This is a genomic window from Streptomyces aurantiogriseus (genome assembly GCF_014649375.1).
In the GTDB taxonomy this organism is placed as follows: domain Bacteria; phylum Actinomycetota; class Actinomycetes; order Streptomycetales; family Streptomycetaceae; genus Streptomyces; species Streptomyces aurantiogriseus.
The window spans coordinates 273,415-298,962 of record NZ_BMSX01000002.1; the positions used below are offsets into that span (position 1 = coordinate 273,415).

Consider the following 25,548-nt stretch of genomic DNA (forward strand, 5'->3'; position numbering starts at 1 on the left):
ACCACCCCTTCCACGCCGAGGTTCGCGCACGACAAGGAGGCTGCCCATGTCCGCGCCCGCGCCCCGCTCCCTTCCCCCTCGCGTCGGCGTCTGGCTGATCGGGGCCCGCGGCTCCGTCGCCACCACCGTCGTCGCCGGATGCGCCGGCCTGACCGCGGGCCTGCACCCGCCGACGGGCCTGGTCACCGAGACCCCCGCGTTCGCCGACAGCGGCCTGCCCGCCCTGTCGTCCCTCGTCTTCGGCGGGCACGACACGCTCGACTGCCCTCTGCCCAAGCGCGCCGAACAGCTCGCCGCCGGCGGGGTACTCCCACCCGGCCTCCCCTCCGCCGTCGCGGCTGAACTCGCCGCCGCCGACCGGGAGATCAGACCGGGCGGCCCTCTCCCGGGTGACATCCGCGACGAGGAACAGCTGATCACCGCCTTCGCCACGGACCTGCGCGACTTCGTACGGCGCAACGGCCTGGCCCGCGTGGTCGTCGTGAACGTCGCCTCCACGGAACCCGCGCCGACCGGCCCCGCCCTCCCGCCGAGCTCGCTGTACGCGGCGGCCGCCCTGCGCGCCGGCTGCCCCTACGTCAACTTCACCCCCTCCGCCGGCCTGCACCATCCCGCCCTCACCACCTCCGCCGCGTCGAGCGGTCTGCCGCACGCCGGCCGAGACGGCAAGACCGGGCAGACGCTCCTGCGTTCCGTGCTCGGCCCGATGTTCGCCCAGCGGGCGCTCACCGTGCGGGCCTGGTCCGGAACCAATCTCCTGGGCGGCGGCGACGGCGCGGCCCTGGCCGACCCGGCGGCCGCCGCGGCGAAGAACGCCGGCAAGGAACGCGTCCTCGCCGACACGCTCGGCGCCACCCCCGAGGGCCAGGTCCACATCGACGACGTCCCCGCCCTCGGCGACTGGAAGACCGCCTGGGACCACATCGCCTTCGACGGCTTTCTCGGCACCCGCATGATCCTCCAGACCATCTGGCAGGGCTGCGACTCCGCTCTCGCGGCTCCCCTCGTCCTCGATCTGGCCCGCCTCCTCGCCCGAGCCCACGAACTGGGCCTGTCGGGCCCCCGCCCCGAACTCGCCTTCTTCTTCAAGGATCCCGTGGGAGACGCACCGGCGTCCTTGGCGGAGCAGTACGCGGAGCTGCAGCGGTTCGCCCGGCGGCTGAGCGGCGGGGCGGAGGGATGAGCGGGGCAGAGGAGGTGCGCCGGGCCTTCCGGCCGACGCCCGCCCGGACCAGGCCGGCAACGGGGACACGCGCCCCACGGACGCCGCCACTGGAAGGAGCCTCTTCCACGGACGTGGGCCGCCGTCCCACCACCACCCCGCCCAGCCCCCCTGCGCACCAGCCCCACCACCCCCAGCACCCCTGCCCCCGCGCCTGGGCCTGGGCCGAACTCCTGCGCCTCCCCGCACTCTTCACGGTCCCCGGAGACGCCCTCGCGGGCGCGGCCGCACTCACGGCACACCCCAACCACCGCACGCTGCTCGCCGTCGCCTCCTCCCTCTGCCTGTACGAGGCCGGTATGGCCCTCAACGACTGGGCGGACCGCACGGAGGACGCCGTCGAACGACCCCACCGCCCCCTCCCCTCCGGCCGCATCCGACCTGCCGCCGCCTTCACCGCGGCCTGCGCCTTCACCGCCACCGGCCTCGCCCTGGCCGCCCGAGCGGGCCGCCCGGCCCTCACGGTCGCCGTTCCGCTCGCAGCGACCGTCTGGTCCTACGACCTCGCCCTGAAACGCACGCCCGCAGGACCGTTCGCCATGGCCGCCGCCCGTGGCCTGGACCTCCTCCTCGGCGCCGCGGCCACCGCCGGCCACATCCGCCCTGCCCTCCCCTCGGCGGCACTCCTGGGCACCCACACCCTCGCGGTCACGACCGTCTCGCGCCACGAAACCCGCGACGGCACACCGTTGGCCCCACTGGCAGCCCTGGTCACGACGGGGACGCTGACCTGGCTGCTGACCCGCCGGCCACCCCTGCGCGGGTTGCCGAGCCATCGCCACTCACGCCTCCCCACTTCGCTGACCACGGCTCTCTCCGCCACCTACGCCGCGACCACCACCCGCCCCTACGTCCACGCCACCCTCAACCCGTCACCCCCTCTCACCCAACGAGCCGTCGGCGCCGGCATCCGCGCCACGATCCCCCTGCAGGCCGCCCTCGCCGCCCGTTCCGGAGCCACCACCGCTCTGCTCCTGGCGGCCCTGGCCCCGGTCGCCCGGAGACTCGCGAGGCGGGTGAGCGTCACATGACCCTCCGGCCTCCCGACGCCGTCGGCACTCCACACCCCCTCCGCTTCGGTTACGGCACCAACGGCCTCGCCGACCTCCGCCTCGACGACGCCCTCACCCTGCTCGCCGACCTCGGCTACGACGGTGTCGGACTGACCCTCGACCACATGCACCTCGACCCGCTCGCGCCGGACCTCGCCGCCCGCACCCGTCGTGTCACGCACCGTCTGGACGCGCTGGGGCTCGAAGTCACCGTGGAGACCGGCGCCCGCTACGTCCTCGACCCGCGCCGCAAGCACGGCCCCTCCCTGCTGGATCCGGACCCGGACGACCGCGCCCGCCGCGTGGACCTGCTGATCCGCGCGGTCCACGTCGCCACCGAGCTCGGTGCCCACGCCGTGCACTGCTTCAGCGGAACCGTCCCGCCCGGAACGGACCGGGACACCGCCTGGAAACGCCTCGCCGAAACCCTCACCCCCGTCCTGGACGCCGCCGCCACCGCCCGCCTCCCCCTCGCCGTCGAGCCCGAACCGGGCCATCTCCTCGCCACCCTCGCCGACTTCCACCACCTGCGCCTCCTCCTCGGCGACCCGGAGCCTCTCGGCCTCACCCTCGACATCGGCCACTGCCAGTGCCTCGAACCCCTTCCTCCCGCCGACTGCGTACGTGCCGCCGCCCCCTGGCTGCGTCATGTCCAGATCGAGGACATGCGCCGCGGCCTCCACGAACACCTCCCTTTCGGCGACGGCGAGATCGACTTCCCGCCCGTCCTCGCCGCCCTGACCGCCACCGGCTACCAGGGCCTGACGGTCGTCGAACTCCCTCGTCACTCGCACGCCGGCCCCCACCAGGCCGAAACCTCCCTCCCGTTCCTGCGCCACGCAGCGGCCTCCGTAGCACCCGGCGAGCCCTCCGCCACCCCAGAAGGGAGCACCCCATGACCCACCCCCAGGCCACACCGGCAACCCCGGCAACGGCACTCAGGGGCGCCACCCCTGCCCCCACCACCTCCCTCGACGCCCTGCAGACGCACCTCGAAACGCACCCCCTGCCTGCCGCTCGCGCATGGTTCCGCCAAGCCCTCGACGAAGCCGCCGCACATCCCGGCACCCACGGCCCCATCTCGGTGTGGGAGCTGCGTCTCGCCGAGGCCGGCCGCCGCTGCGGCAGCCGGTACGCCGACGCCGCCCGCGTGCTCATCCTCCACGCCGCCCGCGCCGACCCGGCCGCGCTCACCCGGGTGTACTTCCAGGGCACCGCCGACGAACGCCGCGCCGTCCTGAAGGCCCTGCCCCACCTCGTGCCCGGTCCCGACGCCCTGCCGCTGGTCGAGGACGCCCTGCGCACCAACGACACCCGGCTCCTGGCCGCCGCCGTCGGCCCCTACGCCGCCCGCCACCTCGACGCCCACACCTGGCGGCACGCCGTGCTGAAGTGCCTCTTCACCGGGGTGTCCGTCGACGAGGTGGCGGACCTGAAGCAGCGCGCCCGCGCCGACGCCGAACTCGCCCGCATGCTGGGTGACTACGCCGCCGAACGCACCGCCGCCGACCGCCCCGTTCCCCGCGACCTGGACCGCGTGCTGGCCCTGACCGACTCGTCCGGCCCCACCGAGCCCGCACCCCCACCGCACGGCACGAGCCCCGACAGCGCGAACCCCGACGGCGCGAACCCCGACGGCGCGAGCGCCGACCGTCCGGACGCGCACGCCACACACCCCCACGCCACACACCCCCACGGCACGGACCACCGCCGCCCGGCCCCCCACGGCAGCCTCCACCCCCACGGCAAGGAGTCCTGATGCGCATCTTCGACCCCCACATCCACATGACCTCCCGGACCACCGACGACTACGAGGCCATGTACGCGGCCGGTGTCCGCGCCGTCGTCGAGCCCTCCTTCTGGCTCGGTCAGCCCCGCACCTCGCCCGCCACCTTCCTCGACTACTTCGACTCCCTCCTCGGCTGGGAACCCTTCCGTGCCGCCCAGTACGGCATCGCCCACCACTGCACGCTCGCCCTCAACCCCAAGGAGGCGAACGACCCGCGCTGCGCGCCCGTCCTCGACGAGCTGCCGCGGTATCTCATCAGGGACCAGGTCGTGGCCGTCGGCGAGATCGGCTACGACTCGATGACCCCCGCAGAGGACGCCGCGCTCGCCGCCCAGCTCCAGCTCGCCGCCGACCACGGGCTGCCCGCGCTCGTCCACACCCCGCACCGCGACAAGCTCGCCGGCCTGCGCCGCACCCTCGACGTCGTCCGGGAGTCCGCTCTTGCCGAGGAACGCGTCCTGATCGACCACCTCAACGAGACCACAGTGAAGGAGGCCAGGGACAGCGGCTGCTGGCTGGGCTTCTCCGTGTATCCGGACACCAAGATGGACGAGCGCCGGATGATCGAAATCCTGCGCGCGTACGGGACCGAGCGCATCCTGGTGAACTCCGCCGCCGACTGGGGCAGAAGCGACCCCCTCAAGACCCGCCGCGTGGGCGACCTGATGCTCGCGGAGGGCTTCACCGAGGACGACGTCGACCACGTCCTGTGGCGCAACCCGGCCGCCTTCTACGGTCTCAGCGGGCGGCTGATCCTCGACGTCACCGCCCCGGGGGCCACCCACGAGGGCAACTCCGTCCTGCGCGGCGGGGAGTGACCGATGCGCTTCCGCCACCCCGACGGCACCACCGTCCATCTCGCCTACTGCACCAACGTCCATCCCGCCGAGAGCCTCGACGGCGTCCTCGCCCAGCTCCGCGACCACTGCGAACCCGTGCGCCGCCGTCTCGGCCGCGACCGGCTCGGCATCGGCCTGTGGCTCGCCAAGGACGCCGCCCACACCCTCGACACCGACCCCTCCGCCCTGCGCGGCCTGCGCACGGAACTCGACCGGCGCGGCCTCGAGGTCGTCACCCTCAACGGCTTCCCCTATGAGGGCTTCGGCGCCGAGCAGGTCAAGTACCGCGTGTACAAGCCCGACTGGGCCGATCCCGAACGTCTCGACCACACCACCGCACTGGCCCGCGTCCTCGCCGGGCTCCTGCCCGACGACGTCACCGAGGGCAGCATCTCCACCCTGCCCCTCGCCTGGCGCACCGCCTGTGGCGACGAGCGCGCCGAGTCGGCCCGCACCGCTCTGCGCACCCTCGCCGAACGCCTCGACGCCCTGCAGGAACTGACCGGGCGCTCCATCCGCATCGGTCTTGAGCCCGAACCCGGCTGCACCGTCGAGACCACTGCCGACGCCATCGCCCCGCTCACCGCGATCGACCGTGACCGCATCGGTATCTGCGTCGACACCTGCCACCTCGCCACCTCCTTCGAAGACCCGCACACCGCTCTGGACGCGCTCACAGCAGCCCGCGTCCCCGTCGTCAAATCCCAGCTGTCGGCCGCCCTGCACGCCGAACACCCCCATCTCCCCGATGTCCGAGAGGCCCTCGCCGCCTTCGACGAGCCCCGCTTCCTGCACCAGACCCGCACCTTCCCCACTCTCAACTCCGTTCGAGCGGGAGGGACCCCCATCACCGCCGGCCTGCGCGGCACGGACGACCTCGGTGAGGCCCTGAAAGGTGACGTCCTGCCCGACGCCTCCCCATGGCGCGCCCACTTCCACGTCCCACTGCACGCGGCCCCTGCCGCGCCCCTCACCTCCACGCTCCCCGTCCTCAAGGCCGCACTGACCCGGCTCGTCGGCGGCCCGTACCCGCTCACCCGCCATCTGGAGGTCGAGACCTACACCTGGCAGGCCCTCCCGCCCGAGCTGCGGCCCCGCGGCCGCGCCCAGCTCGCCGACGGCATCGCCGCCGAACTCACCCTCGCGCGCGACCTTTTGACCGACCTCGGCCTGAAGGAGCTGCCGTGAGACGGCAACCGGCACCGACACCACGGCCCGAGCAAGGCCGCCCCACGCCGCTCCTCGTCCTGGACGTCGTCGGCCTCACGCCCCGTCTTCTCGACCACATGCCCCGGCTCAAGGCCCTCGGCCAGTCCGGTTCCCGCGCCCCGCTCGGCACCGTCCTGCCCGCAGTGACCTGCGCCGCCCAGTCCACCTTCCTGACCGGCACATGGCCGTCCGAGCACGGCATCGTCGGCAACGGCTGGTACTTCCGCGAGCTCGGCGACGTCCTGCTGTGGCGCCAGCACAACGGTCTCGTCGCCGGAGACAAGCTGTGGGACGCCGCCCGCCGCGCGTACCCCGGCTACACGGTCGCCAATATCTGCTGGTGGTACGCCATGGGCGCAGACACCGACATCACCGTCACTCCCCGTCCGATCTACTACGCCGACGGCCGCAAGGAACCCGACTGCTACACCCGGCCCGCGGCCCTCCACGACGAACTCACCGACACGTTCGGCACGTTCCCGCTCTTCCATTTCTGGGGTCCCGGCGCCGACCTCGTCTCCAGCCGCTGGATCATCGACGCGACCCGTCACATCATGCGCACCCGCCATCCCGACCTGACACTCTGCTACCTCCCGCATCTGGACTACGACCTGCAGCGCTTCGGCCCCGACGACCCACGCTCCCTGAAGGCGGCCGCCGACCTCGACGCGGCCGTGGCGCCCCTGCTCGACGACGCCCGAGCGGAAGGCCGCACCGTCGTCGCGCTCTCCGAGTACGGCATCACCCGCGTCAGCCGCCCCGTCGACATCAACCGCGTCCTGCGCCGCGCCGGACTGCTGGAAGTGCACACGCAGGACGGCATGGAGTACCTCGACCCGATGGCCTCCCGCGCCTTCGCGGTCGCCGATCACCAGATCGCCCATGTGTATGTGCGCCGCCCCGAGGACCTCGACGCCACCAGGGCCGCACTCGACGGCCTGCCCGGCATCGGGCAACTCCTCGACGACGAGGGCAAGAAGACCCACCATCTCGACCATCCGCGCTCCGGCGAACTCGTCGCCGTGGCGGAGCCGGACGCCTGGTTCACGTACTACTACTGGCTCGACGACGCCCGCGCGCCCGACTTCGCGCGTCTCGTCGAAATCCACCGCAAACCCGGCTACGACCCGGTCGAACTCTTCCTGGATCCACTCGACCCCTACGTCAAGGTCAAGGCGGCCGCGGCACTCGCCCGCAAGAAGCTCGGCATGCGCTACCGCATGGCGGTCGTGCCCCTGGATCCCTCACCTATTCGCGGCAGCCACGGCCGCCTACCCGCGAGCGACGATGACGGTCCGCTCCTCATCTGCTCCACCCCCCGCTCTGTCGGCGACCGCGTCGCGGCCACCGACGTGAAGTCCCTGCTGCTCCAACTGGCCGGTCTCTCCTGACTGGTCACAAGTGAAGCACTCACCACTGACAACGCCCCGCGATCACAAGGAGTTCCCATGAGCCGCACACCGCGCACAGCCAGAACCAGCAAGGCGCACGACCCCGAACTGGCCCACCGCCTCAGCCGGCGGAACATGCTCGGCGTGGCCGCCGGCGCCACCGCAGCCGCACTGCTCGGCGCCGCCGCGGCCCCCGCCGTCGCCGGCACCGAGACCGCGTCCGGAGCCGCGGGCCGAGGCCGCCCCGTCCTTCCTCCCGGCCGGCTCGGCATCCAGCTCTACAGCCTGCGCGACAAGGTCTCCACGCTCGGTTTCGCCCCCGTCTTCGCCGAGCTGGAGAAGTACGGGTACGACGAGGTCGAGTTCGCCGGATACACCCAGGGCTCGGCGGGCCCCATCACGCTCGCCCAGCTCAAGCGGCTGGCGAAGAACCACGGTCTGAACCCGATCGGCAGCCACGTCGGCTACTACTCCAGCGACCCGAACGCCTACACCTTCGCGCAGAACCTCACCAAGGTCCTCGACGACGCCCAGGCCCTCGGCCTCAAGCACATCGGCACCGCCTCCGGCCCGTTCCGCTACGGCTCGACCGTCGATGCGTGGAAGCGCGCCGCCGAGGAGTTCAACACCTACGGCGCGGCGGCCAAGGCGCGCGGCATGAAGTTCTACCAGCACAACCACTCCGAGGAGTTCTCCTTCGCCAGCGACAACCCCAAGGTCCGGCTCTACGACGTGCTGCTCGCCGAGACCGACCCCGACCTCGTCTTCCTGGAGATGGACATCTTCTGGGCCTACGTGGCCCAGTTCCGATTCTCGAAACGGCCCGACGGCACAGCGGCGCCCTTCGAGCCCCTCGACTACGTCCTGAAGCGGCCCCACCGCTACCCGCTCTTCCACGTCAAGGACGGCGTGAGCGACCCGTCGAACCAGTTCGGCTACCGCATGGTCGACGTCGGTGACGGCGACATCGACTACCAGAGTTTCATCTCCGCCGTGACCCGGCTGCGCGGTGAGCGCCTGGCGCACCACTGGCAGGCCGAGCACGACAACCCGGCCGAGTCCTTCACCTTCGCACGCCGCTCGAGCGAGCATCTGCACTCCCTGCGTGAGAGGTGCTGAACCGTCCGCCACGGGCAGCACGTCAGGCGGCCCGCCCCGAGTCGGGCGAGCCGCCTGACGCAAGTGCACACCGGCGAAGTGGCTGAAGCCGAGCCATGACCGGTCGAAGGGCCGGGCCTGGTCGCTGTGCGGCAGGGCGCCGATGGCGAAGGCGGCCAGGATGACCAGCTCGACGCCGGACATGACGAGCTGTGCGCGGACGGTGAGCCGGGCGCCGCCGAGCACCACGAACAGCATGACGAGGAACCAGGCCGCGCCGGCCACGTTCGCCACCCCGGTCGAGCCGACCCCGCCCCTGCGAAGGGGCGGGGTGCCTGACGTGTGTCGTGGTCAGCCAGTGGGCTGCGTCCGGGGTGTGGGCGTCACACCAGGGTGGGTTCGCCGGTGTGTCACGCCATCTCCTCGCCGAGCGGCTGCGGATTGGGGACGATCTTCTTCTGGGCCTGCGGGCGGCCCGGGGCCTTCAGGAAGAGCGCCAGCACCGCGGAGGCCAGCCCTATGGAGCCCGCCATCACGAACGCGCCCTCGTAGTCCCAGGCGTCGACCACGACGGCGCCCATCCCGGAGCCCACGAGACCCGAGATCAGCTTCGAGCTGTAGACCATGCCGTAGTTGGAGGCGTTGTTGTTCTCGCCGAAGTAGTCAGCCGTCATGGCCGCGAAGAGCGGGAAGATCGCCCCTCCGCCGAAACCGGAGACCATGGAGCAGAACAGGAAGAACGGCATGCTGCCCATCTGGCCGGAAACCAGCACGCCGAACTGCGCGGTGCCCAGCACGACACACACGATGATCAGCGTGTTGCGGCGGCCGTAGCGGTCGGAGATCCAGCCGATCACGCCGCGTCCGGTGCCGTTGACGATCGCCTTCAGGGACATCGCCGTGGCCACGATCCCGCCCGCGAAGCCCATGTCCTTGCCGAACGGCACCTGGAAGGCGATGCCGAAGATGTTGATGCCGGCCGTGCACAGCAGACAGAACCACATCATCCACAGGACGGGGGTATGGGCGGCCTCCCTCGGTGTGTACTGCTTCACCGCCGGCGGGTTCTTCTCCAGTGCCCGGCGGATCTTCGGGTCGTCGGTCATCCTGAGCGGGTCGACGTGCGGGGGCCACCAGTTCTTCGGCGGGTCCTTGAAGAACCATCCGGCGAAGGCGACGACCGAGCAGCAGATGAGGCCGACCATCACCAGGACACCCTGGTAGTTGCTCAGGTCCATGTACGAGGTGAACAGGAACACGAAGGGCACCGAGCCGTAGGCGAAACCGCCGTTCACCAGGCCGGTCTTGCCGCCCTTGCGCTCCGGATACCACTTGCCGACCATGTTCACGCAGGTCGCGTAGACGAGGCCCGCGCCGACGCCGCTGAACATGCCGAAACCGATGTAGGCGACGATCACGTGCGGCGCGAACGCCAGCGACACATAGCCGCAGATCGTGCCGAGCGCGCCGAGCATCATCGCGTACCGCGCGGGAAGCTTCCCGCTCTCCCGCAGCTGTCCGGCGGGGAAGGCGACGGCGGCCTGGAAGAAGACCCAGACGCCCATCAGCCAGAAGATGTGCCCGCTGTTCCACAGATGGGCCTCGTGCAGGGTGTCCTCGGCCGAGGTGAACGCGTACTCCGAGGAGCTGATGCCCAGCATGCCCATCCACGGGAAGAGCACCATGGTCCAGCGTGGCCGCCCCATGATGTCCCGGTCGGTCTCGCCGATCCGGTACACGCGGCCGTTGCGGTCCGTCACCTCCCTGTAGGGGAGGGACGTCGAGAAGTCGGTGGTTGTCATGTGTGTCGCACCCCTTGCGTCGAAAGTTCTGGCCAGCGCCCCCTGTCCAATGCCTTTCGTGTGCGCACGGGTCCGGGAGCCGGCCGACGCGCACCGTCGGCCGGCCCCCCGCCGGGTCACCTCATGAACCGCCCCCCAGCAACCCGGCCGCACGCGCCCACCGGTACTTCGCACCGAGCACCGCCACCGGCTTCTCGGTCGTGTACGGGTACGCGACGACCCCGCGCTCGTAGAGGTACTGGCAGGCCTCCTCGACCTCCACGTCACCCGCGAGCGACGCCACCACGGGCTTCTCGATGCCGCGTTCGCGGAATTCGGCCACCACGCGCGCGGTGAGCTCCGCGAAGACCATCGGAGGGGTGACGATGGTGTGCCAGTAGCCGAGCACGAGCGCGTGGATGCGCGGGTCCTCCAGCCCGAGCCGGATCGTCGCCTCGTACGTCGACGGCGGCTCGCCCCCGGTGATGTCGACCGGGTTGCCCGCGGCCCCGAAGGGCGGGATGAACTCCCGGAACGCCGTGTCCAGGTCAGGCGGGATCTCCATCAGCGTCAGGCCGTTGTCGGTGACCGCGTCCGACAGCAGCACCCCGCTGCCGCCCGCCCCGGTGATGATCACGACGTTGTCGCCCCGCGGGGTGGGAAGCACCGGCAACGCGCGCGCGTACTCGAGCATGTCGTTCAGCCCGGGCGCCCGGATGACGCCGGCCTGGCGCAGGATGTCGTCGTAGACGGCGTCGTCGCCGGCCAGCGCGCCGGTGTGCGAGCCCGCGGCCCTGGCACCCGCCGCCGTACGCCCCGCCTTCAGCACCACGACCGGCTTCTTCCGTACGGTCGCCCGCGCGGCCTCGACGAAGGCACGCCCGTCCTTGAGGTCCTCCAGGTGCATCGCGATGCACTGCGTGTGCGGGTCCTCGCCGAACCAGGTGAGCAGGTCGTCCTCGTCCAGGTCCGACTTGTTGCCGAGCCCGACGATCGCCGAGACACCCGTCTTCGTGGTCCGCGCGAAGCCCAGAACGGCCATCCCTATGCCACCGGACTGCGAGGTCAGTGCCACCCCGCCCTTGACGTCGTACGGCGTGCAGAACGTGGCGCACAGGTCCTGCCAGGTCGAGTAGTAGCCGTAGATGTTCGGCCCGAGCAGCCGGATGCCGTACCGCTCGGCGATCGCCACGATCTCGGCCTGCAGTTCGTGCTCGCCGGTCTCCGCGAAACCGGAGGGGATGAGCACGGCGTTGGGGATCCTCTTGCGTCCCACCTCCTCCAGGGCCGAGGCCACGAACCTGGCGGGGATCGCGAAGACCGCCACATCCACCTCACCGGGAACGTCGGTGACACTCTTGTACGCCTTGCGGCCCAGAATGTCATCGGCCCTGGGGTTCACCGGATGGATCTCCCCGGCGAAGCCGCCGTCGACGAGGTTGCGCATCACCGAGTTGCCGATCTTGCCCTGCTCGTTGGAGGCGCCGATCACGGCGACGGAGGCCGGCTGCATCAGGCGGCGCATCGATGTGAGGATCTCCGCGCGCGTGTAGCGCCTGCGCTCCTTCACGGGCGCCTCGGACAGGATCACGCGGATGTCCGCGGCGATCGCGCCGCCGGCCGTGGCGATCACCGGATTGAGGTCCACCTCCGCGATCTCCGGGAAGTCCGCGACCAGTTGGGACACCCGCCGGATCTGCTCGGCGACCGCCCACCGGTCCACGCCGGCCTGCCCGCGCACCCCGCGCAGGATCTCCGCCGACCGGATCGAGTCGAGCATGGACAGCGCCTCGTCGGCGTCCACGGGCGCGAGCCGGAAGGTGACGTCCTTGAGCACCTCCACCAGCACCCCGCCCAGCCCGAAGGCCACGACCTTCCCGAACGTCGGATCGGTGACCGCGCCGACGATGACCTCCTGCCCCTTCGGCAGCAACTCCTGGATCTGCACGCCCTCGATGCGCGCCTCGGCGTTGTACGCGCGCGCGTTGTCGACGATGCGGCGGAACGCGGCCCGTACGTCCGTCGCTCCCTCGACGCCGACGATCACCCCGCCGGCGTCGGTCTTGTGCAGGATGTCGGGGGAGACGATCTTCATCACGACGGGCCCGCCGAAACGCGCCGCGTACGCGACGGCCTCGTCGACGTCCCTCGCCAGCTCCTCGCCCGGTACGGCGATCCCGTACGCGTCCGCGACCACCTTGCCCTCGGGCGCGGTCAGCGCCGTCCGCCCCTCGGCGCGCACCGCGTCGAGCAGCGTGCGCACCCTGAGCACCCGGTCCTCGGCCATCACGTCAGATCACCCCGTTCGACTTGAGCAGGCGCAGCTCCTCGTCCCCGAGGCCGAGCTCGCCGACGTAGACCTCTTCGTTGTGCTCGCCCAGCAGCGGGGAACCGGTCACCTCGACGGGGGAGTCGGAGAGCTTGAGCGGGCTGCCGACGGTCACGAACTCGCCCCGCTGCGGGTGCGGTACGCGGACCACCATCTCGTTGGCGATCAGCGACTCGTCCTCGATGATCTCCTTGGTGGACAGGATCGGCCCGCACGGGATGTTGTGGGCGTTGAGCCGCTCCAGCACCTCCCACTTGGGCAGGGTCGAGGACCATTCCTCGATCAGCTGGAACATCTTGTTCAGCTTGGGCAGCCGGGCCTCCGGTGTCGCCCACTCGGGGTCGTCGGCCAGTTCCGGCCGGCCGATGAGCTCGCTGATGGGCTGCCAGCCGACGGGCTGCACGATGACGTACACGTAGTCGTTCGGGCCGCCCGGCGCGCACTTGACCGCCCAGCCGGGCTGCCCGCCGCCGGACGCGTTTCCGGACCGGGGAACCTCGTCGCCGAAGTCGTCGTTGGGATATTCAGCGAGCGGGCCGTGTGCCAGGCGCTGCTGGTCGCGCAGCTTCACCCGGCAGAGGTTGAGCACAGCGTGCTGCATGGCCACATTGACCCGCTGACCGCGCCCGGTGTTCTCGCGCTGGAACAACGCCGCGAGGATCCCCGCCACGGCGTGGACGCCCGTGCCCGAGTCCCCGATCTGGGCCCCCGTGGCCAGCGGTGGCCCGTCCTCGAAACCGGTGGTCGACATCGACCCGCCCATGGCCTGCGCGACGACCTCGTACGCCTTGAAGTTGGTGTACGGGCCGTCCCCGAACCCCTTGATGGAGGCATAGACGATCCGCGGATTGATCTCCTGGATGCGGTCCCAGGTGAAGCCCATCCGGTCGACCGCGCCCGGACCGAAGTTCTCGACCATGACGTCGCAGCGCCGGATCAGTTCGGTGAGGATCTCCTTGCCGCGCTCGGTCTTGGTGTTGAGGGTGATGCTCCGCTTGTTGCAGTTGAGCATCGTGAAGTAGAGGGAGTCGATGTCCGGGACGTCGCGCAACTGCTTGCGCGTGATGTCACCGGACGGCGCCTCCAGCTTGATGACGTCCGCGCCGAGCCAGGCGAGCAGCTGGGTCGCCGACGGCCCGGACTGGACGTGGGTCATGTCCAGGACGCGGACGCCTTCGAGAGCCTTGGTCGAAGTCTGGGTCATGCCAAGCGCTCCTCACTTGTACATGGTCTGGTTCATGGTTCCGGGGGCGTACGCGTCGGGGTCGACCCAGACGTTGATCAGCGAGGGCTTCCCGGACTCGCGGGCGCGCCTGAGCGCGGGGCCGATGTCGGCGGGGTCGCGCACCTCCTCGCCGTAACCGCCCAGCATCTGCGCGAACTTGTCGTAGTGGACGTCACCGAGGGTGTTGCCGACCCGCTCGCGTTCCTTGCCGTACTTGGCGGCCTGGCCGTAGCGGATCTGGTTCATGGAGGAGTTGTTGCCGACGATGCCGACGAAGGGGAGGTCGTAGCGGACGAGGGTTTCGAAGTCCCATCCGGTGAGGGAGAACGCGCCGTCGCCGAAGAGGGCGACGACCTCCTTGTCGGGCCGCGCCTGCTTGGCGGCGAGGACGAAGGGGACGCCGACGCCGAGGGTGCCCAGCGGACCCGGGTCCATCCAGTGGCCGGGCGACTTGGGCTGGACGACCTGCCCGGAGAAGGTGACGATGTCGCCGCCGTCGCCGATGTAGACCGAGTCCTCGGTGAGGAAGTCGTTGATCTCGCTGACCAGGCGGTACGGGTGGATGGGTGAGGCGTCCGACCGCAGCTGCGGCAGCCGCTTCTCCATGGCGGTCTGCTCGGCGGCGCGCAGCTCGTCGAGCCACTCCTTGCGCTTCGACGCGCCCCCGTTCACGCGCCCGGAGGCCGCCTCGGTCACCGACTTCAGGACCAGGCCGGCGTCGCCGACGATGCCGAGGTCGATGTCGCGGTTCTTGCCGACGGTCCGGTAGTCGAGGTCGATCTGCACGACGGTCGCGTCCGGCGAGAGCCGCTTGCCGTAGCCCATGCGGAAGTCGAAGGGCGTGCCGACGATGACGATGACGTCGGCGTGGGTGAAGGCGTAGCGGCGGGAGAGCTGGAAGTGGTGCGGGTCGCCCGGGGGGAGGGTGCCGCGGCCGGCGCCGTTCATGTACGCGGGGATGTTGAGTGTGCGGACCAGTTCGACGGCCGCCTCGGTGCCGCGGGTGGTCCACACCTGGCTGCCGAGCAGGATGGCCGGCTTCTCGGCGTGCACCAGCAGGTCGGCGAGCTTCTCGACCGCCTCGGGGTCGCCGGCCGAGCGGGTCGAGGCGCGGTAGGCGCCGGGCTGGGGCACGCGGGCCTTCGCCGTCGGCACCTTGGCGTCGAGGACGTCGCGCGGGATCTCCAGGAAGGAGGGGCCGGGCGCACCGTGGTAGCACTCGCGGAAGGCCATCGACACCATGTCCGCCGCCCGCGCGGTGTCGGGCACGGTCGCCGAGAACTTGGTGATCGGCGCCATCATGTCGACGTGCGGCAGGTCCTGCAGGGACCCCATCTTGTGCTGGGTGAGGGCGCCTTGGCCGCCGATCAGCAGCATCGGGGACTCCGCGCGGAAGGCGTTGGCGACACCGGTGACGGCGTCGGTGGTCCCGGGGCCCGCGGTGACGACGGCGCAGCCGGGCTTGCCGGTGATGCGCGCGTAGCCGTCGGCGGCGTGGGCGGCGACCTGTTCGTGGCGGACGTCGACGACTTCTATGCCCTCGTCGACGCAGCCGTCGTAGATGTCGATGATGTGGCCGCCGCAGAGGGTGTAGATGCGGTCGACTCCCTCGGCCTTCAGCGCCTTGGCAACGAGATGACCACCGGAGATCACGTCCTGGGTGTCGTCGGGCATGGCGAAGTCCCGTCCCTTCGTAGGGGGTTGGAAGGCTCTCGCGGTACATTGCATACAGTCGACGAATACTGTATGAATCTCGTTATCCCGCATCCGGTGGGTGGTGTCCAGGGGGCGTGCGGCACTTTCAGTCATCGGAGTTCGGCCTCGCGATGACTTCGCAGACGGGAGCCGAGATGGACCTGTACGAACACCAGGCAAGGGAACTCTTCGAGGGGCACGGCATCGTGGTGCCGAGGGCCGAGGTGACCGACTCGCCCAAGGAGGCCCGCGAGATCGCCCGCCGGCTCGGCGGCCGTGTCGTCGTCAAGGCGCAGGTCAAGACGGGTGGGCGCGGCAAGGCGGGCGGAGTCAAGCTCGCCGCCGACCCGGCCGCTGCGGAACTGACCGCACGTCAGATCCTGGGCATGGACATCAAGGGTCACACGGTCGGCACGGTGATGCTGGCCCAACCCGTCGACATCGACCGCGAGTTCTACGTCTCCTACGTCCTGGACCGCGCCGTCGGCCGTTTCCTCGCCATCGCCTCCGCCGAGGGCGGCATGGACATCGAGGAGGTCGCCGCCGGCCGACCGGATGCTGTCGCCCGTGTACACATCGACCCGGCCGAGGGCGTGACCTCGGCGAAGGCGGCCGAGGTCACCGAGGCGGCCGGCCTGCCCCCGCAGACCGTCGACGTCCTGGTACGGCTCTGGCAGGTCCTGGTCCGCGAGGACGCCCTCCTGGTCGAGGTCAACCCGCTCGTGCGCACCCGGCAGGGACAGCTCCTCGCCCTCGACGGCAAGGTCACCCTCGACGACAACGCCTCCTTCCGGCAGGCCCGTCGGGACGAGGTCGCCGCCGAGCACGGCGACCCGCTGGAGGCGGCGGCCGCCGCCAGGGGCCTCACCTACGTCAAGCTCGACGGCGAGGTCGGCATCATCGGCAACGGCGCCGGCCTCGTCATGTCGACCCTCGACGTGGTCGCCGGCTGCGGCGCCCGCCCCGCCAACTTCCTCGACATCGGCGGGGGAGCATCGGCCCAGGTCATGGCCGACGGCCTGTCGGTCATCCTCTCCGACCCCGCCGTGAAGTCGGTCCTCGTCAACGTCTTCGGCGGCATCACCGCGTGCGACGCGGTCGCCGAGGGCATCGTGCGGGCCCTGGACACCGTACGGCTCACCAAACCGCTCGTCGTCCGGCTCGACGGCAACAACGCGGCCCGCGGGCGCGCGATCCTCGACGGGCACCGGCATCCGCTGGTCGAGCAGGTCACCACGATGGACGGCGCCGCCCGCCGTGCCGCCCACCTCGCCACCGCAGTCTGAGGAGACGGGACACCATGGCCATATACCTCACCAAGGAGAGCAAGGTCCTCGTCCAGGGCATGACCGGCGGCGAGGGCATGAAGCACACCCGGCGCATGCTCGCGGCCGGCACGAACATCGTCGGCGGCGTCAACCCGCGCAAGGCGGGCCGGACGGTCGACTTCGACGAGCGGGCCGTTCCGGTGTTCGGGTCGGTCGCCGACGGTATGCAGTCGACCGGCGCCGATGTCACCGTCGTCTTCGTCCCGCCCGCCTTCGCCGGGGCAGCCGTCACCGAGGCCGCCGACGCCGGCATCGGCCTCGCCGTCGTCATCACCGAGGGCATCCCGGTCCACGACTCCGTCGCCTTCACCACGTACGCGAAGGCACGCGGCACGCAGGTCGTCGGCCCCAACTGCCCCGGTCTGATCAGTCCCGGCCAGTCCAACGCGGGCATCATCCCGGCCGACATCACCAAGCCGGGCCGTATCGGCCTGGTCTCCAAGTCCGGGACGCTGACGTACCAACTCATGTACGAGCTGCGCGACATCGGCTTCTCGACCTGTGTCGGCATCGGCGGCGACCCGGTCGTGGGCACCAGCCACATCGACTGCCTGGCCGCCTTCCAGGACGACCCCGACACCGACCTCGTCGTCCTCATCGGCGAGATCGGCGGCGACGCGGAGGAACGGGCCGCCACGTACGTCCGCGACCACGTGAGCAAGCCGGTCGTCGGGTACATCGCCGGCTTCACCGCGCCCGAGGGCAGGACCATGGGGCACGCGGGCGCGATCGTGTCCGGTTCCTCCGGGACCGCCCAGGCCAAGAAGGCAGCGCTGGAGGCGGCCGGAGTGCGGGTGGGCAGCACACCGACCGAGACGGCGCAGCTGGTGCTCGACCTGCTGGGAAACCGGGCCTGACGTCCGTCACCGACGCCGGGGCGTCTTCTGCGGACCTCGCGCGTCCGCCGGCACCCGCCGCGCAGCCACATCCCGCCCCCGACCGTGCACCGAGAGCGGAGCGACCGCATGGCCACCACCCTCACCCTCAAATCAGGCACCTCCTGGGCCGACGCCTGGCGCCGCTGCCTGGCCGTCGCCCCCGAGGCCTTCCGCGACGACCGGGTCCTCAACCTCTGGAACGGCTCCTGGCAGGCGGACGGCCGGGCGCTGCCCGCCACCAGCCCGGTCGACGGCAGCCCCGTCGCCGGACCGCCCCGCCTGGACCGGGCCGCCGCCCACCGGGCCGTCCGTGCCTCCCTGGACCAGCACCGCGCCTGGCGGCACCTCCCGCCGGCCGAGCGCCGGGCCCGCGTCGCGACCACCCTCGACGCCCTCGCCGCACACCGCGAGCTCCTCGCCCTCCTGCTCGTCTGGGAGATCGGCAAGCCCTGGCGGCTCGCGCAGGCGGACGTCGACCGGGCCGTCGACGGTGTGCGCTGGTACGTCGACGGCATCGAAGAGATGACGGCCGGCCGGGCTCCGCTGGACGGCCCGGTGTCCAACATCGCGAGCTGGAACTACCCGATGAGCGTGCTCGTTCACGCATTGCTGGTCCAGGCACTGGTGGGCAACGCGGTCATCGCCAAGACCCCGACCGACGGCGGTGTCGCCTGTCTGACCCTGGCCTGTGCGCTCGCCGCCCGCGAGGGGATTCCGGTGACCCTCGTCAGCGGCAGCGGGGGCGAGCTGTCCGAGGCGCTGGTGCGGGCGCCCGAGATCGGCTGCGTCTCCTTCGTCGGCGGCCGCGACACCGGCGCCGCGGTGGCCACGGCCGTCGCCGACCTCGGCAAACGGCACATTCTCGAACAGGAGGGACTCAACACCTGGGGCATCTGGAACTACTCGGACTGGGACGCGCTCACGGCGGTCGTCCCCAAGCTCTTCGACTACGGCAAGCAGCGCTGCACGGCGTACCCGCGCTTCGTCGTCCAGCGTGAGCTGTTCGACGCGTTCCTCGCGGCGTACCTCCCGGCGGTGCGCACCCTGCGCGTCGGCCACCCGCTGGCCGTGGAGAAGCGCGACGATCCCTGCCCCCGGCTGGACTTCGGGCCGGTCATCAACGCGGCCAAGGCCAAGGAACTGCACGACCAGGTCGCCGAGGCCGTCGACCGGGGCGCCGTCCCGCTGTACCGCGGGAGCCCGGCCGACGCGCGCTTCCTGCCCGGCCAGGACACCTCGGCGTACGTCCAGCCGGTCACGCTCCTCGATCCGCCGCGCTCCTCCCCGCTGCACCACGCGGAACCGTTCGGCCCGGTCGACACCGTCGTCCTGGTCGACACGGAGGCGGAACTGCTCGCCGCCATGAACGCGTCCAACGGCGCGCTCGTCGCCACGCTCTCCACGGACGACCGCGCCACCTACGACCGACTGGCCCCGCACATCCGCGCCTTCAAGGTCGGTCACGGCACGCCCCGCTCCCGGGGTGACCGCGACGAGCTCTTCGGCGGCTTCGGCGCGTCCTGGCGGGGCGCGTTCGTGGGAGGCGAGCTGCTGGTACGGGCGGTGACACAGGGGCCCGCGGGGGAGAGGCTGCCGGGGAACTTCCCGGAGTACCAGTTGATGCCCTGACCTCCCGGGCGGCGCCGGCAACCGCGGGCGCCGCCCGGCCCTCGCGCGGTCCTGCCCGGCCCGCACCTCCTCCGGTGGGCCCCGGGCCGGGCCGACAGATACGCAGGTGAAACGCACTCCGAAAGCTTGGTATTGTTGTCCGTGTCGCCGCGGGGAACATCCCGCATCGCGACAGACACCTGGTCCGGGTGGCGGAATGGCAGACGCGCTAGCTTGAGGTGCTAGTGCCCTTTATCGGGCGTGGGGGTTCAAGTCCCCCCTCGGACACTTCTCACTCTCCGTACCGAGCGGATTTCGCTCGGTGAGTGAATGACGGCCGACTGGCACGACCCGTATCCGGGCTTCCCGGGTACGGGTTTTGTTGTTTCTTTGCGCTTCGGTGTCGGGAAAAGGCCCCGTACATCTCGATTGCTCTTGATTGCCCCCTGGATGTCGCGGAAGCCCGTTTATCGGTTGTCCCGGAGGAGGCCTGTCGCAGCGCTGTCGACGAGCTGTCTGACAGGCCGTCAATGTTCATCAGAGCGCCCCATGTTGGCGGTCGTTGATCGCATCGTGTGGTGATACGATCACGGCGCTTGTAGAGCGGGCGGATGGGTGCAATACGGCATCTCCGGCTATGGGGACAGTCCGGGCGGCAACCCCGGTGCGGGCGGTCCGCCGGTCCACCCGCATCGACGGGAATTCAGCAACTGGCCGTCAGTCGCCTGAAGAGAGTCTTATGACTGATTACATACAGAACCCGGTACTCTGGGCTCTCCTCGTCGCCGTAATCGTCGCAGTCGCAGTCATTGTTCGTCAGCGCAGGGCGACGCGGACGTTAAGGCAGGAGTTCGCAGATCTCCGGGATCGGCATGCCGAGCTGGAGAACGGGTACGCGAAATCCGTCGAGGCAGCTCAGGAAAGAGCCGAAGAGGCAACGAAAACGGTCCTGAAGTCCGCGATGCGGACGCTTCAGGGTCTCGCCGCGGAACAGCAGTTGATTGTCTCCCGGCTGCAGAACAAATACGGCGAGTCGGTCATCCTGCAGGACCTCCTGGAGATCGACCACACGAACTCTCAGTTCGGCCGCCGCGCCCAGTCCATCGCCGTGCTCTGCGACGGCTGGCTCGGCCGCCAGCGCGATGTGGCCTCAGTGTACGACGTGGTCCGCAGCGCGCAGGGCAGAATCCGCCATTACCGGCGGGTGGAAATTCTCTCGCAGGTCGATTTCGGCATCACGAGCCGCGCCGTCGAACCGGTGGCGCTGGCCCTCGCCGAACTTCTCGACAACGCCACCAGCTATTCCAGCCCGGACACCGTCGTCGAAATCAATATCCGCACCGTGCCCAAGGGCATTTGCATCGTCGTGGACGACGCCGGTGTCGGTATGAACGACGAGGAGCGGGCCCGAGCCGAGAAACTCCTCTCCAGCGAGCGGGTCTCCGGTGTCTCCGGACTCGGCAACCCGCCGCAGTTCGGTTTCGCGGTGATCGGTGTGCTCGCCGAGCGCTTCGGCTTCGAGGTCTCCGTGGACTCCACCTCGCCCTACGGCGGCGTGCGGTCGGTCCTCCTCCTGCCGCACGACCTGCTCACCAGCGCACCCGAGCAGAAGGAGCCGGCCCCGGTCGTTCCGGCCGCCGCCCCCGCTCCCACCCACAGCGGCCCCGAACCCGCGTCGGCCGCGAGCACCACCACCGCCGACGGCCTGCCCAAGCGCCGCCGCAAGCGGCCCATGGCCATCGTGCCGGGCAGCGCGTCCGACGCGCCCACCCCCGCCCGCACCGGCGCGGAGACGGCGGCGATCATGGGCGCCTTCCAGCGCGGCACCCGGTCGGGCCGGGCCACGCATGCGGACCCCGCGGAACAGTCGAGCAGCACCCGTGGTGCAAGCAGCGAAGGGCATGAGTTCTCGTGAGAAACGACGATCTGTCATGGATGCTTGACAGCGCCCTGGAGATTCCCGGGGCCCTGCACGCCGTCCTGATCTCCGCCGACGGCCTGTTGATGGCCCGGACGCAGGACTTCGACAAGGACGACGCGGACCGTGTGGCCGCCGCCATGAGCGGTGTGCAGTCGCTCAGCCGCTCCCTCGCCTTCTTCTGTGAGGACGCCGGCCAGAAGTGGCGGCAGACACTCGTCGAGTTCGACGGGGGCTGGGTCTTCCTGATCTCCGCCGGCGAGGGCGCCTACCTCGGTGTCTCCGCCTCCCCCGACGTCGACATGGCCGACATCACCTTCCGGATGCAGCAGCTCGTCGGCCAGCTGGGCAAGGCCCTGATGACGCCGCCGCGCGAGAACCTCGGCGTACGGTCATGACCGGTTTCGACGAACTGGAGCCCCAGACACCGGAGTTAGTGCGTCCGTACGTCATCACCAAAGGGCGCGGGCTGCCCGACGAGGAGCAGCTGTCCCTCATCACCCTGGTCACGGCCGCCGCCGACCACCAGCAGCGGCCCACCCGGCTGTCCCCGGAGGAACAGAGCCTGCTCGAGTTGTGCTCGGCCGGCTATCTCTCGGTCGCCGAGATCGCGGGGCACACCCGACTGCCCCTCGGCGTGGTGAAGATCCTCCTCGCCGCCCTCACCGAGGGGGGCTACCTCATCACCCGCCCGCCCGTACAGCGGGCACCCCTCGCCGACCGGGAGATCCTGGAGGAGGTGCTGAATGGTCTCAGGGCCAAGTTTGGATGAGCAGGCGTACGTCCGCGACGGTGCGACGCAGACGGCCGTGAAGATCCTCGTCGTCGGTCACTTCGCGGTGGGCAAGACCACGTTCATCGGGGCGATCTCCGAGATCGAACCGCTGTCCACCGAGGAGACGATGACGCGGGCCGCGGAGGCCGTCGACGACCTCAAGGGCGTCCAGAGCAAGACCACCACCACGGTCGCCATGGACTTCGGCCGCCTGACCATCAGCGACCGCGTCGTGCTGTACCTGTTCGGAACGCCGGGCCAGCAGCGCTTCGTGCAGATGTGGGAGGACATGGCCCGCGGCGCGCTCGGCGCCCTGGTGCTCGTCGACCCCGAGCGGCTCGCGGACTCCTTCGCCGTCATCGACCTGATCGAGCAGTACGGCCTCGACTACGCCATCGCCGTCAACCACTTCGACGGCAGCCCCCTGCGGGACGAGAGGGCCCTGCGCGAGGCACTCGACCTGCTCGACGACACCCCCGTCGTCACCTGCGACGCGCGGGACGAGCAGTCGTCGGCCGAAGCGCTGATCACCCTCGTCCGCCACTTGCAGGACCGTGCCCACTAGGAGCAGACATGGACCAACCCACCGCGCCCGTGCCCCCGCCCGGGTGCCCGGCGCACCACAGCGGCGGCAGAGTGCCGCTGTACGGGCCGGAGTTCGCCGCCGACCCGCAGGCCTACTACACCTACCTGCGTCACTACGGCCCGACCGCGCCCGTCGAACTCGCCCCCGGAGTCGAGGCGACCCTCGTCACCGACTACGCCTCCGCGCTCCAACTCCTTCAGGACTCCGCCTCGTTCCGCAAGGACGCCCGGCGCTGGCGTGACCTCAACGACGGCAAGATCGCCTCGGACAGCCCGGTCGTACCCGTTCTGGCGTACCGCCCCAACTGCATGTTCAGTGACGGCGCCGAACACCTGAGACTGCGTCAGGCCATCACCGACAGCATGGCCCGGGTGGACTCCCATCGGCTGAGCCAGTCCACCGAGCGGATCTCCGACTTCCTCATCTCCCAGTTCGGCGCCCGCGGTTCGGCCGACCTGCTCGGCGGCTACGCCAGGCAGCTGCCGCTGTTCGTGTTCAACGAGCTCTTCGGCTGCACCGCCGACATCGGCGACCGCGTGTTCTTCGGCATCTCCGGCATGTTCGACGGCATCAACGCCGAGAAGGCGATCACCGTGCTGTTCGAGGCCGTCGGTGAACTCGTCGCGCTCAAGCGGGCCAAGCCCGGCGACGACGTCACCTCCTGGCTGATGCAGCACCAAGCCGCCCTCGACGACGAGGAGATGGTCCACCAGCTCGCCCTGCTCCTGGGAGCGGGAGCCGAGGCGCTGGTCAACCTCATCGGCAACACCCTGCACCGGGTGCTCACCGACGACCGGTACGCCTACAAGGGCGGACTGATCGAGGAGGCGATGGACGACACGCTGTGGGAAAACCCCCCGATGACGAACTACGCGCCCCACTACCCGGTGTCCGACATCGAGTTCGCCGGCCAGAAGCTGGCGGCGGGCGACCTGGTGCTGGTGAGCTTCGCCGCCGCCAACACCGGTCCGGCGCTGTCCGCGGCGCGTCAGGCGGGCAGCAACCGGGCGCACCTGGCCTGGAGCGCGGGACCGCACGCCTGCCCCTCCAAGGACCCCGCCCGCCACATCGCCGTCGCGGCCATCGAGAACCTGCTCAACAAGCTGCCCGACGTGGAACTCTCCGTCCCCGAGGACAGCCTGACGTGGCGTCCGGGCCCCTTCAGCCGTGGTCTGACCACCCTCCCCGCACGGTTCACGCCGGTCCAGCCGGTGCACCGGCCGGCCACGCAGAACCGCCCGGAGGCCCCCGCGTCCAAGGGTGCGGGCACGGCCCGAAGGCCCGAACGGACAGGTATGTGGAGCCAGTTCCTCAACTGGCTGACGAGGTGATTCACACAACATCCACACCCTTCCGGCGAACTGCATGAAGCTTCAAGTGCGGGGGTAGTGAGCAACGCGGTAACCGTGTTGCTCACGCGTAGAAGGAGGTGTCGTGGACCTCATACCCCTCGACGCTGCTCCCGTCCCACCCCCCGCCGGACGGCCCCGCAGAGGACCGCACATAACCGGGGGGCGCACCACCGTCCCCACCCTCAGGTCCCAACTTCAGAGGCAGAACCGCGAGATACCCGCCCCGCCAGGCGGGTATCTTCTTGTCCGCCCGGCGGCCCCGGGGGAGTCCCGGTGACCGCCCGGCCCGACGTCCACGGCACGTCGGGGGCGCCGACGCTCGGTGCCCTGACCGCCGGCCAACTGGTGCGCCTGTGCGATGTCGCCGGGCTGAGCCTTGCCGACGCCTATGCCTATGCCACCGTACTCATCGAGGCGCTGGGGCCGGTCGCCGAGCGGCCGCTGGACCTCCCGCCGCTCTACCGGACCTTCCTGTCCGACGACCACACCCCGGTCGAGTACTCGCTCTCCTTCCCGCCGAACGGGGCGCCCGCGCTCCGCGTCCTGCTGGAACCCGGCTACGCGGCCGGCGGGCGGTGGGCCCGGAACGGGCGCGCCGGACTCCGGGCGATACGTGAGATGGCACAGCGGTGGAACATCACCACCGACCTGCTGGACGGGCTCGAGGACCTGTTCTTCCCGCCGAGTCCCCAGGGCCCCCTGGCTCTCTTGTGCGCGCTGGAGCTGCGTCCCGGCGGTGTGCCCCGGATGAAGGTGTACCTGAATCCGGCGGCTCGGGGAGAGGAACGTTCCGCCGAGACGGTACGGGAGGCCCTGCACCGGCTCGGCCACCGGCGGGCGTTCGCGTCACTGCCCGCGGCCGACGGTTACCCCTTTCTCGCTCTCGACCTCGGCGACTGGGAGACGCCCCGGGTCAAGGTCTACCTGCGCCACGACGGCCTGGCCGCCGAGGAGGCCCCCGCGTTGTGCCGTATGGACCCCGGTCCCGCCCCGGCGGAGATCGAGGAGTTCGTCCGGACGGCCGCCGGCCTCGCCCCCGACTTACTGGACGCGGACTCCTCGGAGACGGGCGGCGTGGCGGCGCGGCTCACCAGGCGACCCGTTCTGACCTGCCATTCTTTCACCGATAAGGAGAGCGACGGCCCCTGCGGCTTCACCCTCCACATTCCGGTCAGGGACTACGTCCGGCACGACGGAGAGGCCGTTGCTCGCGCCGTGACCCTCCTCGGCCGTTACGGCATGGACACCGCCCCGCTGTTGCGTGCCCCGTCCGCCGTCACCTCACGGCGGCTCGAGGACGGCGTGGGCCTCATCGCCTACCTGGCGCTGGCCCACCAGCACGGCCGCCCGCCGCGGGTGACGGCGTACGTCTCCGCGGAGGCGTACGAAGTCCGCCCGCCCCTCGGCTCCCGGCCGGCCCGGGCCGCGACCGCCGGCGGGCGTTAGCGCACGTCAGGGGAGCCGTACGCCGAT

General features: G+C 70.7%; 21 protein-coding genes, 1 tRNA gene and 1 pseudogene. 18 read left to right on the forward strand and 5 right to left on the reverse strand.

Going from position 1 to position 25,548, the window contains the following annotated elements; genetic code table 11:
* Positions 1–46 precede the first annotated feature (46 nt).
* Genes IE263_RS04715 through IE263_RS04750 form a run of 8 tightly spaced genes read left to right on the forward strand, consistent with a single transcriptional unit; the run spans position 47 to position 8,621 of the window.
* Complete coding sequence (locus IE263_RS04715; protein WP_189932490.1) at positions 47–1,183, forward strand: inositol-3-phosphate synthase; 1,137 nt, start codon at positions 47–49, stop codon at positions 1,181–1,183.
* Entirely contained in the window at positions 1,180–2,253 is a 1,074-nt protein-coding gene (locus IE263_RS04720; RefSeq protein ID WP_373311860.1) for an SCO3242 family prenyltransferase, read from the forward strand. The genes IE263_RS04715 and IE263_RS04720 overlap by 4 nt, the downstream gene beginning before the upstream one ends.
* The gene (locus tag IE263_RS04725; RefSeq protein ID WP_189932494.1) at positions 2,250–3,173 is read left to right on the forward strand and encodes a sugar phosphate isomerase/epimerase family protein; all 924 of its coding nucleotides are present in this window, start codon (positions 2,250–2,252) and stop codon (positions 3,171–3,173) included. Before IE263_RS04720 ends, IE263_RS04725 begins: the two co-directional genes overlap by 4 nt.
* Positions 3,170–4,033 carry an EboA domain-containing protein gene (locus tag IE263_RS04730; protein WP_189932496.1) on the forward strand — a complete coding sequence of 288 codons (864 nt, stop codon included), beginning with the start codon at positions 3,170–3,172 and terminating at the stop codon, positions 4,031–4,033. Before IE263_RS04725 ends, IE263_RS04730 begins: the two co-directional genes overlap by 4 nt.
* Complete coding sequence (locus IE263_RS04735; RefSeq protein WP_189932498.1) at positions 4,033–4,881, forward strand: TatD family hydrolase; 849 nt, start codon at positions 4,033–4,035, stop codon at positions 4,879–4,881. The genes IE263_RS04730 and IE263_RS04735 overlap by 1 nt, the downstream gene beginning before the upstream one ends.
* Before the next feature lie 3 nt (positions 4,882–4,884).
* Complete coding sequence (gene eboE / locus IE263_RS04740; RefSeq protein WP_189932501.1) at positions 4,885–6,090, forward strand: metabolite traffic protein EboE; 1,206 nt, start codon at positions 4,885–4,887, stop codon at positions 6,088–6,090.
* A complete protein-coding gene (locus IE263_RS04745) occupies positions 6,087–7,502 on the forward strand; it encodes an alkaline phosphatase family protein (protein WP_189932503.1) in 1,416 nt (471 codons plus the stop codon). The genes eboE and IE263_RS04745 overlap by 4 nt, the downstream gene beginning before the upstream one ends.
* Positions 7,503–7,559: 57 nt before the next feature.
* Positions 7,560–8,621, forward strand: coding sequence for a sugar phosphate isomerase/epimerase family protein (locus IE263_RS04750; protein WP_189932505.1), 1,062 nt, complete (start codon positions 7,560–7,562; stop codon positions 8,619–8,621).
* 66 nt (positions 8,622–8,687) lie between these two features.
* Here the strand turns inward: IE263_RS04750 and IE263_RS48250 are convergent.
* The 5 genes and pseudogenes from IE263_RS48250 to IE263_RS04770 all read right to left on the reverse strand — a co-directional run.
* Positions 8,688–8,885 (reverse strand): annotated as a pseudogene (locus IE263_RS48250) (APC family permease); the annotation flags it as partial.
* Between the two features lie 125 nt (positions 8,886–9,010).
* Positions 9,011–10,402: an OFA family MFS transporter gene (locus IE263_RS04755; RefSeq protein WP_189932507.1), complete on the reverse strand. Its 1,392-nt coding sequence runs from the start codon at positions 10,400–10,402 to the stop codon at positions 9,011–9,013.
* 121 nt (positions 10,403–10,523) lie between these two features.
* Positions 10,524–12,668 carry an acetate--CoA ligase family protein gene (locus tag IE263_RS04760; RefSeq protein WP_189933164.1) on the reverse strand — a complete coding sequence of 715 codons (2,145 nt, stop codon included), beginning with the start codon at positions 12,666–12,668 and terminating at the stop codon, positions 10,524–10,526.
* A 4-nt stretch (positions 12,669–12,672) separates the two neighbouring features.
* Positions 12,673–13,914, reverse strand: coding sequence for a formyl-CoA transferase (gene frc, locus IE263_RS04765; RefSeq protein WP_189932509.1), 1,242 nt, complete (start codon positions 13,912–13,914; stop codon positions 12,673–12,675).
* 12 nt (positions 13,915–13,926) lie between these two features.
* Positions 13,927–15,609, reverse strand: coding sequence for a thiamine pyrophosphate-binding protein (locus IE263_RS04770; protein ID WP_189932511.1), 1,683 nt, complete (start codon positions 15,607–15,609; stop codon positions 13,927–13,929).
* 176 nt (positions 15,610–15,785) lie between these two features.
* Here IE263_RS04770 and sucC point away from each other — a divergent pair, with 176 nt between their 5' ends.
* The 10 genes from sucC (at position 15,786) to IE263_RS04820 (ending at position 25,521) form a co-directional block, all read left to right on the forward strand.
* Complete coding sequence (gene sucC, locus IE263_RS04775) at positions 15,786–16,916, forward strand: ADP-forming succinate--CoA ligase subunit beta (RefSeq protein ID WP_189933166.1); 1,131 nt, start codon at positions 15,786–15,788, stop codon at positions 16,914–16,916.
* Between the two features lie 14 nt (positions 16,917–16,930).
* Positions 16,931–17,815, forward strand: coding sequence for a succinate--CoA ligase subunit alpha (sucD, locus tag IE263_RS04780; RefSeq protein ID WP_189932513.1), 885 nt, complete (start codon positions 16,931–16,933; stop codon positions 17,813–17,815).
* A gap of 108 nt (positions 17,816–17,923) precedes the next feature.
* Entirely contained in the window at positions 17,924–19,465 is a 1,542-nt protein-coding gene (locus IE263_RS04785; RefSeq protein WP_189932514.1) for an aldehyde dehydrogenase family protein, read from the forward strand.
* 182 nt (positions 19,466–19,647) lie between these two features.
* Positions 19,648–19,732 (forward strand) — tRNA-Leu (locus IE263_RS04790).
* A 451-nt stretch (positions 19,733–20,183) separates the two neighbouring features.
* Complete coding sequence (locus tag IE263_RS04795) at positions 20,184–21,359, forward strand: ATP-binding protein (RefSeq protein ID WP_189932516.1); 1,176 nt, start codon at positions 20,184–20,186, stop codon at positions 21,357–21,359.
* A 20-nt stretch (positions 21,360–21,379) separates the two neighbouring features.
* Positions 21,380–21,760 carry a roadblock/LC7 domain-containing protein gene (locus tag IE263_RS04800; protein ID WP_189932518.1) on the forward strand — a complete coding sequence of 127 codons (381 nt, stop codon included), beginning with the start codon at positions 21,380–21,382 and terminating at the stop codon, positions 21,758–21,760.
* A complete protein-coding gene (locus IE263_RS04805; protein ID WP_189932520.1) occupies positions 21,757–22,134 on the forward strand; it encodes a DUF742 domain-containing protein in 378 nt (125 codons plus the stop codon). Before IE263_RS04800 ends, IE263_RS04805 begins: the two co-directional genes overlap by 4 nt.
* Positions 22,109–22,702: a GTP-binding protein gene (locus IE263_RS04810; protein ID WP_189932522.1), complete on the forward strand. Its 594-nt coding sequence runs from the start codon at positions 22,109–22,111 to the stop codon at positions 22,700–22,702. The genes IE263_RS04805 and IE263_RS04810 overlap by 26 nt, the downstream gene beginning before the upstream one ends.
* Before the next feature lie 8 nt (positions 22,703–22,710).
* Positions 22,711–24,054, forward strand: a complete 1,344-nt coding sequence (locus tag IE263_RS04815; RefSeq protein ID WP_189932524.1) for a cytochrome P450 — start codon at positions 22,711–22,713, stop codon at positions 24,052–24,054.
* A 294-nt stretch (positions 24,055–24,348) separates the two neighbouring features.
* Positions 24,349–25,521, forward strand: a complete 1,173-nt coding sequence (locus tag IE263_RS04820) for a tryptophan dimethylallyltransferase family protein (RefSeq protein ID WP_189932526.1) — start codon at positions 24,349–24,351, stop codon at positions 25,519–25,521.
* The last annotated feature ends 27 nt before the right edge of the window (positions 25,522–25,548 follow it).

Bases quoted from the DNA above. Each gene is read 5' to 3' on its own strand.
- IE263_RS04715 (WP_189932490.1), top strand. From the start codon at position 47: ATGTCCGCGCCCGCGCCCCGCTCCCTTCCCCCTCGCGTCGGCGTCTGG.
- IE263_RS04720 (WP_373311860.1), top strand. From the start codon at position 1,180: ATGAGCGGGGCAGAGGAGGTGCGCCGGGCCTTCCGGCCGACGCCCGCC.
- IE263_RS04725 (WP_189932494.1), top strand. From the start codon at position 2,250: ATGACCCTCCGGCCTCCCGACGCCGTCGGCACTCCACACCCCCTCCGC.
- IE263_RS04730 (WP_189932496.1), top strand. From the start codon at position 3,170: ATGACCCACCCCCAGGCCACACCGGCAACCCCGGCAACGGCACTCAGG.
- IE263_RS04735 (WP_189932498.1), top strand. From the start codon at position 4,033: ATGCGCATCTTCGACCCCCACATCCACATGACCTCCCGGACCACCGAC.
- eboE (WP_189932501.1), top strand. From the start codon at position 4,885: ATGCGCTTCCGCCACCCCGACGGCACCACCGTCCATCTCGCCTACTGC.
- IE263_RS04750 (WP_189932505.1), top strand. From the start codon at position 7,560: ATGAGCCGCACACCGCGCACAGCCAGAACCAGCAAGGCGCACGACCCC.
- IE263_RS04755 (WP_189932507.1), bottom strand. From the start codon at position 10,402: ATGACAACCACCGACTTCTCGACGTCCCTCCCCTACAGGGAGGTGACG.
- IE263_RS04760 (WP_189933164.1), bottom strand. From the start codon at position 12,668: ATGGCCGAGGACCGGGTGCTCAGGGTGCGCACGCTGCTCGACGCGGTG.
- frc (WP_189932509.1), bottom strand. From the start codon at position 13,914: ATGACCCAGACTTCGACCAAGGCTCTCGAAGGCGTCCGCGTCCTGGAC.
- IE263_RS04770 (WP_189932511.1), bottom strand. From the start codon at position 15,609: ATGCCCGACGACACCCAGGACGTGATCTCCGGTGGTCATCTCGTTGCC.
- sucC (WP_189933166.1), top strand. From the start codon at position 15,786: ATGGACCTGTACGAACACCAGGCAAGGGAACTCTTCGAGGGGCACGGC.
- sucD (WP_189932513.1), top strand. From the start codon at position 16,931: ATGGCCATATACCTCACCAAGGAGAGCAAGGTCCTCGTCCAGGGCATG.
- IE263_RS04785 (WP_189932514.1), top strand. From the start codon at position 17,924: ATGGCCACCACCCTCACCCTCAAATCAGGCACCTCCTGGGCCGACGCC.
- IE263_RS04795 (WP_189932516.1), top strand. From the start codon at position 20,184: ATGACTGATTACATACAGAACCCGGTACTCTGGGCTCTCCTCGTCGCC.
- IE263_RS04800 (WP_189932518.1), top strand. From the start codon at position 21,380: ATGCTTGACAGCGCCCTGGAGATTCCCGGGGCCCTGCACGCCGTCCTG.
- IE263_RS04805 (WP_189932520.1), top strand. From the start codon at position 21,757: ATGACCGGTTTCGACGAACTGGAGCCCCAGACACCGGAGTTAGTGCGT.
- IE263_RS04810 (WP_189932522.1), top strand. From the start codon at position 22,109: ATGGTCTCAGGGCCAAGTTTGGATGAGCAGGCGTACGTCCGCGACGGT.
- IE263_RS04815 (WP_189932524.1), top strand. From the start codon at position 22,711: ATGGACCAACCCACCGCGCCCGTGCCCCCGCCCGGGTGCCCGGCGCAC.